Annotated in this window: 7 protein-coding genes and 1 pseudogene; 5 read left to right on the top strand and 3 right to left on the bottom strand. The window is 71.8% G+C overall.

From position 1 onward, the window contains the following. On the bottom strand, nucleotides 1–1,344 hold a 1,344-nt coding region (locus tag ACOJSN_RS04620; RefSeq protein ID WP_420111333.1), incomplete at its 3' end, for a PLP-dependent aminotransferase family protein. Between the two features lie 60 nt (nucleotides 1,345–1,404). On the opposite strand from ACOJSN_RS04620, the gene ACOJSN_RS04615 reads away from it, so the two are divergent. From ACOJSN_RS04615 to mscL, 3 genes are all read left to right on the top strand, one after another. Continuing rightward, on the top strand, nucleotides 1,405–2,112 hold the full coding sequence (locus tag ACOJSN_RS04615) for a YczE/YyaS/YitT family protein (protein WP_420111332.1): 708 nt from the start codon (nucleotides 1,405–1,407) through the stop codon (nucleotides 2,110–2,112). A gap of 153 nt (nucleotides 2,113–2,265) precedes the next feature. Next, nucleotides 2,266–6,483: a hypothetical protein gene (locus ACOJSN_RS04610; protein WP_420111331.1), complete on the top strand. Its 4,218-nt coding sequence runs from the start codon at nucleotides 2,266–2,268 to the stop codon at nucleotides 6,481–6,483. A gap of 292 nt (nucleotides 6,484–6,775) precedes the next feature. Next, complete coding sequence (mscL, locus tag ACOJSN_RS04605; RefSeq protein WP_420111330.1) at nucleotides 6,776–7,180, top strand: large conductance mechanosensitive channel protein MscL; 405 nt, start codon at nucleotides 6,776–6,778, stop codon at nucleotides 7,178–7,180. 81 nt (nucleotides 7,181–7,261) lie between these two features. On the opposite strand, the gene ACOJSN_RS04600 is transcribed toward mscL, so the two are convergent. Next, nucleotides 7,262–7,906, bottom strand: coding sequence for an SAF domain-containing protein (locus ACOJSN_RS04600; RefSeq protein ID WP_420111329.1), 645 nt, complete (start codon nucleotides 7,904–7,906; stop codon nucleotides 7,262–7,264). A gap of 49 nt (nucleotides 7,907–7,955) precedes the next feature. On the opposite strand from ACOJSN_RS04600, the gene ACOJSN_RS04595 reads away from it, so the two are divergent. Next, entirely contained in the window at nucleotides 7,956–8,165 is a 210-nt protein-coding gene (locus ACOJSN_RS04595; RefSeq protein ID WP_420111335.1) for a hypothetical protein, read from the top strand. A 14-nt stretch (nucleotides 8,166–8,179) separates the two neighbouring features. Here the strand turns inward: ACOJSN_RS04595 and ACOJSN_RS04590 are convergent. Continuing rightward, nucleotides 8,180–8,320 (bottom strand): annotated as a pseudogene (locus ACOJSN_RS04590) (FmdB family zinc ribbon protein); the annotation flags it as partial. 88 nt (nucleotides 8,321–8,408) lie between these two features. Between ACOJSN_RS04590 and ACOJSN_RS04585 the strand changes: the two are divergent. After that, on the top strand, nucleotides 8,409–9,576 hold a 1,168-nt coding region (locus tag ACOJSN_RS04585), incomplete at its 3' end, for a penicillin acylase family protein (protein WP_420111334.1).

Here is a 9,576-nt window from a genome sequence, read left to right as displayed (position 1 = left end):
TTCGTGCATCTGGGCGGGTGGCCGGATCCACGGGATCCGCACGAATGACTCCATCCGTCCGTCGACGGCGAACACCGAGCCGGGTGCGATCACCACCCCATGCTCCTCGGCGCTCGCGCACAGGGCGCTGGCCACGGGGGTCGGAAGCTGACACCACGCCGACAGGCCGCCTGGTGCGCGCGGCACGTGCCACTCGGGTAGGTGCTCGGCGAGCGCGGACAGCAGTGCCTCACGCTGCTCTCGCAGGCGCTCGCGATGGGCGGCGCGGACCTCGGCGCCATCGGTGAGCAGGCGCGCGAGTGCGAGCTGGTCGAGCACGGGAGTACCGAGGTCGAGCCCGATCCGGGTGCGGACGAGTCGGTCCATCAGCGGCCGCGGCGCCCGGATCCAGCCGAGCCGTAGCCCTCCCCAGTAGATCTTGCTGGCACTGCCGAGCGTGATCGTCTGTGGGTGGAACACCGCGAACGGAGGCGGCATCTCGCCCTCGTCGAGCAGCAGCTGCTGCGCGGCCTCGTCTACGACCGGGATCGTGTCGGCGGCAGCCAGCGCCGCGGCGTAGCGCTCGCGCTGCTCCCCGGTCATCAGGTGCCCGGTCGGGTTCTGGAAGTCGGGCACCAGGTAGGCCGCTCGTGCCTTCGATCGATGGACGACGGCGGCGGTCGCCTCGAGATCCCAGCCGTCGATGTCGAGGGGGTTGGGCACCAGACGTGCACCGCCACCGCGGAGCGCACGCGGGATGTTCGGGTACGCGGGGTCCTCGATCAGCACCCGGTCGCCGCGTCCGGTGAGGGCATGCATGACGATCGCCGCGGCCGAGAGCGCGCCCGGGGTCACCAGGATCTGGTCAGGACCGGTGGGAAGTCCGCGTGCCTCGAAGTGGGCTGCGATCGCCTCCTGCAGCGCGGGGATCCCGCCGGGGAAGTACCCGTGCCCGCCGAGGTAGGGCACCGCATCCTGCGCGGCGGCGACGAGCGCCTCGGCCACGCCGGGCGGCGCCGAGTTTGCCGCGGAGCCGAGGTCGATGTGATCGGCGTCGAGCCTCGGCATGAGGATGCGGTCGCGAGCGGGATGCCGAGCCGCCGGCAGGTGCGCGTAGGTCCCCGATCCGTGACGAGCACGGGCGTAGCCGCGTTCGCCGAGGATCGCGTACGCGCGGGTGGCGGTGGTGCGTGAGACGTCGAGCGCGGCGGCGAGCGCCCGTTCGCTCGGCAGCTTGGTGCCGTGCGGCAGCCGACCGTCGATGACGAGCAGCCGCAGCGCGTTCGCGAGCCCGAGGTAGGCCGGGTCGCGGTCGAACTCGCCGAGCACGGCCGCGAGGCGGTGCGGGCTGATCGTCGTCGCCATGCAGCCACTTTCTCACAAGTGGCTATTTATCAGGAGTCCACTTGGTGCCACAGTCGACCTGTGACCACCGACGTGCTCCTCAACCTGACCCCCAAGGACCAGCTCCGTGCCGGGCGGCTGTCGCGCCGTCTGACGCAGCTGCTGCTCGGGCTGTGGCTGTACGGCACGTCCATGGCGATGATGATCCGGTCCGGGCTCGGGCTCGACCCCTGGGACGTGTTCCACAGCGGCCTGGCAGCCAGGTTGCCCCTGAGCTTCGGTGTGATCGTCACGATCATCGGTGCGCTGGTGCTGCTGCTCTGGATCCCGCTGCGGCAGATGCCGGGCCTGGGGACAGTGGCGAACGTGGTGGTGATCGGCGCCGCAACCGACCTGGCGCTCTGGCTGCTGCCCGCACCGGACTCCTGGGCGATCCGGGTCCCGCTGCTGCTCGGTGGCGTGGTGCTGAACGGGCTCGCGGGCGCTCTGTACATCGGCGCGCAGCTCGGTCCAGGTCCGCGTGACGGCCTGATGACGGGGCTGGCCCGGCGCAGCCGGTTCTCGCTCCGGGCGGTCCGGACCGGGATCGAGGTCGCCGTGCTCGCGGTCGGCTTCGCGCTGGGAGGCGTGGTCGGCGTCGGCACGGTGCTCTACGCGCTCGCGATCGGACCACTCGTGCAGACGATGCTGCCATGGGTGGCGGTGCGGCTGGCGCCGGCGAGCACCACCTCCGCGCCGCCCGTGGTCTCGCACCGGCCGGCGGCCGAGACGCCGGGCGGTGTTGCGTGAACCGTGCGCACGGCGCAGACTGTGCACGCCGGTGCGCGCCGCTCGCCCCCTGCGCGGCGCGCACCGTGCTCTGACCCGCCGCTGGGTGCGTGGATCGCCCAGGTTCCGCGCGTCTGGACGCCCAACCACCCGTTGCGCGGTTAGCGTGGGGAGGTGATCTCGCCCCGCAAGCCGTCTCGGCACCCCCATGCCGAGACTGAACCTGACACGGAGCGCGACGCGGCCACCGACGATGCGGCCGCCGAGGAGACGCCCACGCACTCGACCGTGACACCGCAGACCCCGCCCCAGGATCCCGTCGCCGCCGCCACGGCCACGTGGCGCAGCCGCCTCGGCGACCTGGCGGGCGGCAGTGCACTGTGGGACGTCGAGAGCCTCGGCGACGCGCTCGTGGACCTCACCGCTGCGCACCCCGGCGGCATCGCTCAGCTCTTCGCCGGGCGCAGCACCCGGCTGAGCAACCTCGCCCGCGAAGGCTCGGCGCTCACACACGCCCGCCGCCGGGCCCGGATCGTCGGCGCACGGACCGAGGAGCTCGCGCAGCGCTACGGCTTCGCTCCCACCTACGTGGCGATCGGCGTCGCGTCGTGGACGGATCCGGCGTCCGACCAGGGGTCGGCTCCAGAGGGAGCCGTCAACATCCCGGTGCTGCTGCGGCCGGTGACGATCACCGTGCATCCGGCCGATGCCGAGGTCGACCTCGAGCTGGACCCCGTGGTCGAGATCAACCCGGTGCTGGTCAGGGCGCTCCATGCGCGTGGCGTCGACATCGCACCATCGGATCTCGTGGCTGCCACGCAGGCCGCGCACGGCTTCACGCCGGCTCCCGCGCTTGCCGAGCTCGAGGCAGCGGCGGAGCCGGTCGTGACCGGTTTCCGGCTCGAGCCAAGGATCGTGCTCGGGGCGTTCGTGCATCCCGGGCAGGCACTGGCCGAGGACCTCGACGCCGACCGCCTGCGCCGGCACGAGGTCGTCGCCGCGCTCGCCGGGAGCGAGCCGGACATCCGGAGTCTTCGCCGCCCGCTGCCCGCGCGCAGGCTCGCCGATCCAGACCCTGAGACGGAGCTGGGTGTCGGCGACCTCGATGCCGGCCAGCACCGCGTGCTCGATGCCGTGGCGGGAGGCGGCCACCTGCTCGTCGATGCACCGCCCGGGGTGGACGTGCCCGGCACCGTGGCCGCGCTCGCGGCACAGGCGGCTGCGGAGGGCAAGCGGGTGCTGTACGTCCCCGGCACCAAGCGGGCCGGCGCCTCCCTGCACGGCAGCCTGCGGGGTCTCGGGCTCGGAGACCTCGTGCTCGACCTCGGCAACGAGGTCCGCTGGCGCGACACCGCAGCCGAACGCCTCGTGGACGGCCTGGACGCCCAGGCGCCCGAGTTCGATCCCGGCGTGGCCGAGATGCGTCATGAGCTGGGCGAGGCGCGCGCCGCGCTGTCCGACTACATCCACGCCCTTCACACGGCCCGGCCGCCGTGGGACGCGTCGGCATACCTCGCGATGCAGGAACTGGCGGAGCTCACGTCGCAGCGGCCGGGACCACGCACGCAGGTGCGTCTCGACCCGCGGGCCGTGGAGATGACGCTCACCGAGCGCCAGCACGCCCGGGAGGAGCTGGCGCGCGCGGCCGCGCTCGGCGCGTTCCGGCTGCGCGCTTCCGACACCCCCTGGTACGGCGCGGTGCTGACAAGCGCCGAGCACGCCACGGAGACCCTCGCCCGGGTGCGCGAGCTCGGGCATCTGTTGCCCACCATGCTCGAGCAGGTCGAGGCCACCGCTGCCCAGACCGGGCTCGACGAGGCGACGACGCTACGCCAGTGGTCCGAACAGCTCGAGCTCCTGGAAGGGATCCGGGCCTCGCTCGACGTGTTCGTGCCGCAGGTGTTCGAACGCAGCGCCACTGACATGGCGGCGGCGAGCGCGAGCCGCGGCTGGCGGGACCGGCACGACATCACGCTCAGCTGGAGCGCCCGCCGCCGGTTGCGCAAGCAGGCCAAGGACCTGCTGCGGCCCGGTGTCACCGTGGCTGACCTGCACGCCGAGCTGGTCTCGGTCCAGGCGCGCCGCGAGCTGTGGCGCCGCCACTGCGCGGGCGGTGGGTGGCCGCGGCTGCCCGAAGGGATGACCGACGTCCTCAACACCGAGCACGACGTCGCCCAGCTGGTGGAGCCGCTGCAGGACGTGCTCTCGCCGGCGCTCGGCGACACCGATCTGCGGGACGTCCCGCTCGCAGAGTTGCGTGCGCGGCTCGATCGGCTCGTGGACGACGACGCCACGCTCCGGCAGATGCCGGAGCGTGCGGGTGTCCTCGGTGCCCTCAAGCGGCTCGGTCTCGGCCCACTGGTGGAGGATCTGACGGCTCGCCGGGTCCCGACCGAGTTGGTCGGCCCGGAGTTCGACCTCGCGTGGTGGTCCAGCCTGCTGGAGCAGCTCCTGCGCGGCGACCCGGCGCTCGCGGACCTCGACGCATCGTCGCTCGATGTCGCGTCGCAGCGGTTGCGCGAGCTCGACAGCGCACAGACCGCCTCGCTCCGGGACCCGGTGCTGCGGCAGGTCGCCGAGCATGTCAGGGCCACGATCGTTGCTGACAAGCCGGCGGCCCAGGATCTGTACCGCGCGGTGCGCGGGCACGGGACGAGCGACCTCAAGGAGCTGCAGCGTCGCTTCGGCGCGGTGGTGTGGGCGCCGCGGCCGATCTGGATCGTGCCGCCGATGCTGGTGCCACAGGTTCTCGGTACCGAGCGGTCGGTCGACCTGGTGATTCTCGACGCCGTGCAGCACCTGCCGACCGAGCAGGCGATCGCGGCGATCTCCCGGGGCCGTCAGGTGGTGGTCATCGGCGACACCCGTCGCGGCGGGGCCGGCCTGGTGGCGGCGGCGCACGTGCTGCCCAGCGTCGAGCTCCCCGGCGACCGGCTGGACCTCGACGCCGAGATCGCCGGGTTCCTCGCCGAGCACGGCTACGGCGATGTGATCCGACCCGTGCCTGCGCCGCCGCGACCGGCGGGAATCACCCTGGAGCTGGTCAACGGGACCGGGATGCCGGGGCCGGGTGCCGAGTCGGTCGAGAGCGTGCAGGCTGAGGTGGACCGCGTGGTCGACCTGGTGATCGAGCACGCGCTGACCCACCCGGAGTCCTCGCTCGCCGTGATCGCACTGAACGCGCGGCACGCGGACCGGGTTCGGGAGGCCGTCATGTCGACGGCAGCCGGCGCGAGCGTGGCTCGGTTCTTCGACCCGGCGGCACCCGAACCGTTCACGGTGGTCGACATCTCCTCGGTGGCCGGGCTTCGCCGCGACACCGTGATCCTCACGGTCGGTTACGGCAAGACCCCGCACGGCCGGGTGCTGTACCGGTTCGGCGAGATCAGCGGGGCACACGGGGCCGAGCTGCTGGTCGACGCGCTCGATGCGTGCCGCCACCGCCTCACCATGGTCTCGTGCCTGGGGCCGGACGAGCTCGACCCCGAGCGGCTCCGGGCGGCGGGCGCGGTCGCGCTGCGCGACCTGCTCGCCTTCGCGCAGGCGGGCGTCGCCGAGCGCAGCGCTGCCGACGACGAGCTCGACGTCCCCGACAGGCTGTTGCGCGACCTCACCGATCGTGTGGAGCGGCTCGGGTTGACCGTGGTGCCCCGCTACGGACCGATCGGTGGCGTGCGAGTCCCGCTCGCGATCGGCCACCCCGCGCTGCCGGGTGAGCTGCTGCTCGCTGTGCTGACCGATGACGTGGACTACGTCACCGAGCCCAGCCTGCGCCGGCGGGACCGGCACTGGGTACAGCGGCTCGAGAACCGCGGTTGGCATGTGCGGATGGTGTTCTCGACGGCCGTGTTCATGGACCCGCAGGGTGAGGCGACGGCGATCCGGGACGCGGTCGAGCAGATCGTCGCCGAGCGGACGGGCGCCGCCGCGCCTGCCCGCCTCGCCCCCGCGCCGCCACCGGTGCTGGACGACGATGATCCGGGCGAAGGGGACCTGGCAGACGGGACCGCGGTCAGTGACGAGCCGCCGCCGGCCACCGACGACAGCGCCGCATCGGCTCCTGACCCCGATGCTGACACGGGCGAGACGGACGCACCGGCGAACCTCGCGCCGCCCGAGCCAGAGCCCGAGACCACACCGATCGCGCGGCCCGAGGTGGAGTCCGAGCCGGCACCCGCCGCAGAGTCGGACGCGGTGTCGAAGCCGGGCACCGAACCGGAGACCGAGCACGCCTCGAAGCCCAGCGGTGAGGAGAGCCGAAGCCGATCTTCCGAGGCGACCACAGGAGCCTCGGACGTGCAGGACAGAGCGTCGGGACGCCGTCGGCGTCGTGGCCGGCACCGCATGATCGAGCCGGGGCTCTTCGACGCAGGCGAGGTCATGCCCGGGTGAACAGGCACCAGCAGCCTGACTCTGATGGGCGCGGGCACGATGCGCCTCGCCCGGCCACCGGCCGCCGCCACCGGCGGGCCGTCAGGCCCGGCGTGGAGCTGCCCTCGACGGACGAGAAGGCGTGGGAGGACGACGAACGCGCCTGGGGTGATCTCCCGGAGGATCGTGAAGAGCGGCTGCGCCGCGACATTCCGCCGCACTGGGGTTGATGCGGCCCGAGGGACGTTGGTACTAGCCTCATGGACGCATCGGGGCGTCGACATCGTCGCCCCTCGTGACAGAAGGGGCACCCATGATCCAGGGTTTCAAAGACTTCATCATGCGCGGCAACGTGGTCGAGCTCGCGATCGCCGTTGTCATCGGCACGGCTTTCCAAGCACTGGTCGACAGCTTCGTCTCGGCGATCATCTCGCCGATTCTCGCCGCCGTCGGATCTCCCGATGCAGCGGGACTCGGGTTCTACCTGCGCCCCGGGGATGACACCACGTTCGTCAACTTCGGCACCATCCTCAATGCGATCGTCGTGTTCCTCATCACCGCGCTGGTGGTGTACTTCGTGTTCGTCGTCCCGATGAACAAGTTCAACGAGCTGCAGAAGAAGAGGAAGGGCGTCAAGGAGGAGGACCCTCCGGCTCCGACCGACATCGAGCTCCTCGCCGAGATCCGCGACCTGCTCAAGGCACAGAAGCAGGCCTGAACCCGCGCGGTCTGCGCACTGCCACCTGCGGTGCGCTGGGCGAAGCCCGGGTGACCGTACGGTCACCCGGGCCTCGTCGCGTCAAACGGCGGACAGGACCGCCCGAAACGGGCCGAAGCCACTCGCGCCAGCCATGCCGGGCGCATCGGAGGGGCGGACCGCGACCACGACCACGCCCGTGCTGCTCGATGCCGGTCCACCGAGCCAGGACGTCTCGCCGGCGTCAGGGCTCGCGCGCGCGAGCACCAGCGCGCCGGTGGCGACCAGTTCCGCCTCACTCAGCCGGCCGCCGGTGTCCGCAGCGGTCAGGTACAGATCGATGCGGTCACCGACACGGATCAGGTCCGCGAGCACTGGGTCGGCGAGCGGCGCGGGCACCACGACCCAGCCCTCGGGGGCGGACTCGGCCAGTCCGGGCCCGAGCAGCATCGTCTCGACCACCGCCACCCCCTCGGGAAGGCCGATCGTGACAGTGGCACCCACCGCGGCCTCGAGTGGCACGGCGCCACCCGGGGCGCGTGGGGCGGCATCGAGGCGGACGTCGGCGGCGGTCAGCACGGTACCGGCGGGCACATCGCGTGCCGTCACCAGCACCGGGCTGGTCGGTTCAGGCGGCGGGCGCAGCTCGCCGATCGCCACCCAGGTCGCGCACGCCAGACAACAGGCGACGACCAGCCAGCGGTACCGCCACAGGACGGGGCGGAAGGACCTCGATCGGTACGACATGCCGACGACGTTAGGGACGCCGTCGGGCGCTCGCTCGAGCCGGTCAGGGGTGCTGTGGACAGGGGTGCATCGGCGCACCCCTGTGGACAACCAGGGTCAGGAGGCCTTGCTCGCGGAGGTCGTGGTGGACGTCGTGCTGCTCGAGTCCGTGCTCGTCGACTCCTTCGAGCCGGCGCTGGTCGAGGTGCTCGACTCCGACGACGACGAAGAAGACGAGGACGAGGAATCGGTGCTCTTGCCGCGCGCATCGTTGCGGTAGAAGCCCGAGCCCTTGAACACCACGCCCACGTTCCCGAACTGCTTGCGCAGGGCGCCACCGCACTCAGGACACTCGGTCAGGGCGTCGTCGGAGAAGGCCTGGTAGATGTCGAAACGGTGGCCGCAGGAGGAGCAGGCGTAGGCATAGGTGGGCACGAAGCGGGATTCTACGTCCGGTGCGGCAGTCCGGCTCGCCACCGCTCTGCGCGGAGCGACATGGCTTAGTCTCGCTGTCGTGTCGAAGATGTCGGTGTGGCGGCGGATCGGGATCGGTGTCGCCGCGGTTCTCGCGGTGGTGTTGGTCGTCGGATCGGTGACCCTGTTCACGGTCTCGCGCCGTGCCTTGCCCGACCACGCGGGGGAGTTCCGCATCGACGGGCTCGACGCTGAGGTCCAGGTGCTGCGCGATGCCCGCGGCATCCCGCAGATCTACGCCTCAACGTCCCACGACCTGTTCATGACGCAGGGATACGTGCACGCGCAGGACCGCTTCTTCGAGATGGACTTCCGCAGGCACCTCACCGCCGGCAGGCTCTCGGAGCTGGTGGGCGAGGCCGGGCTCGACGCCGATCGCATGATCCGCACGCTGGGCTGGCGGCACATCGCCGAGCAGGAATGGCCGCTGCTGTCGCAGGAGACGCGCACGTACCTGCAGGCGTACGCCGAGGGCGTCAACGCGTACATCTCCTCGCGCGCGCCCGGGCAGCTCGCGCTCGAGTACACGGTGCTCGACCTGCAGGCCGAGGTCAGCGACGTCGAGCCGTGGACGCCGATCGACTCGCTCGCCTGGCTGAAGGCGATGGCGTGGGACCTGCTCGGGAACTACAGCGACGAGCTGGGGCGGGCGGCGCTGTACGGCCAGGCGGCCGGCTACGGGTCCGACGTCGCGCTCGACATGGTCAACGCCGTCTACCCGGAGTATCCGACCGAGCGCAACCTCCCGATCCTCACCACGCCCGAGCTGCTCGAGGCCAACGCGGCCGCAGAGGCGGCGGAGCAGACTCGCGTGGCGACCGGGCCGACCGACGGCGATGCGGCGCCCGATCGGCCCCAGCCCGATGCCAGCGTGTTCAGCGGGCTGGCGGACGTCCAGGCAGCGCTCGACGCCGTCCCGAGCCTTCTCGGGTCCGGTGACGGTCTCGGGTCCAACAGCTGGGTGGTGTCGGGCGAGCACTCCGAGTCGGGTCTGCCGCTGCTCGCGAACGACCCACACCTGGGTATCACGCAGCCGGGCATCTGGTACCAGAACGGGCTCCACTGCACCGCGGTCGGACCCGAGTGCGAGTTCGAGGTCGCCGGGTTCAGCTTCGCCGGGCTCCCGGGCGTGGTGATCGGGCACAACGCCGATCTCGGCTGGGGATTCACGAACATGGGGAGCGACGCCGTCGACCTGTTCCTGGAACGCGTCTACC

This window comes from Pseudactinotalea sp. (assembly GCF_048594945.1).
GTDB lineage: Bacteria > Actinomycetota > Actinomycetes > Actinomycetales > Beutenbergiaceae > Pseudactinotalea.
Note: the sequence above shows the minus strand (reverse complement) of the source record. Positions and strands in the feature narration are given on the sequence as shown.

Excerpts from the sequence above, each read along its gene's own strand:
- ACOJSN_RS04600 (WP_420111329.1), bottom strand. The coding sequence starts at position 7,906 with ATGTCGTACCGATCGAGGTCCTTCCGCCCCGTCCTGTGGCGGTACCGC.
- mscL (WP_420111330.1), top strand. The coding sequence starts at position 6,776 with ATGATCCAGGGTTTCAAAGACTTCATCATGCGCGGCAACGTGGTCGAG.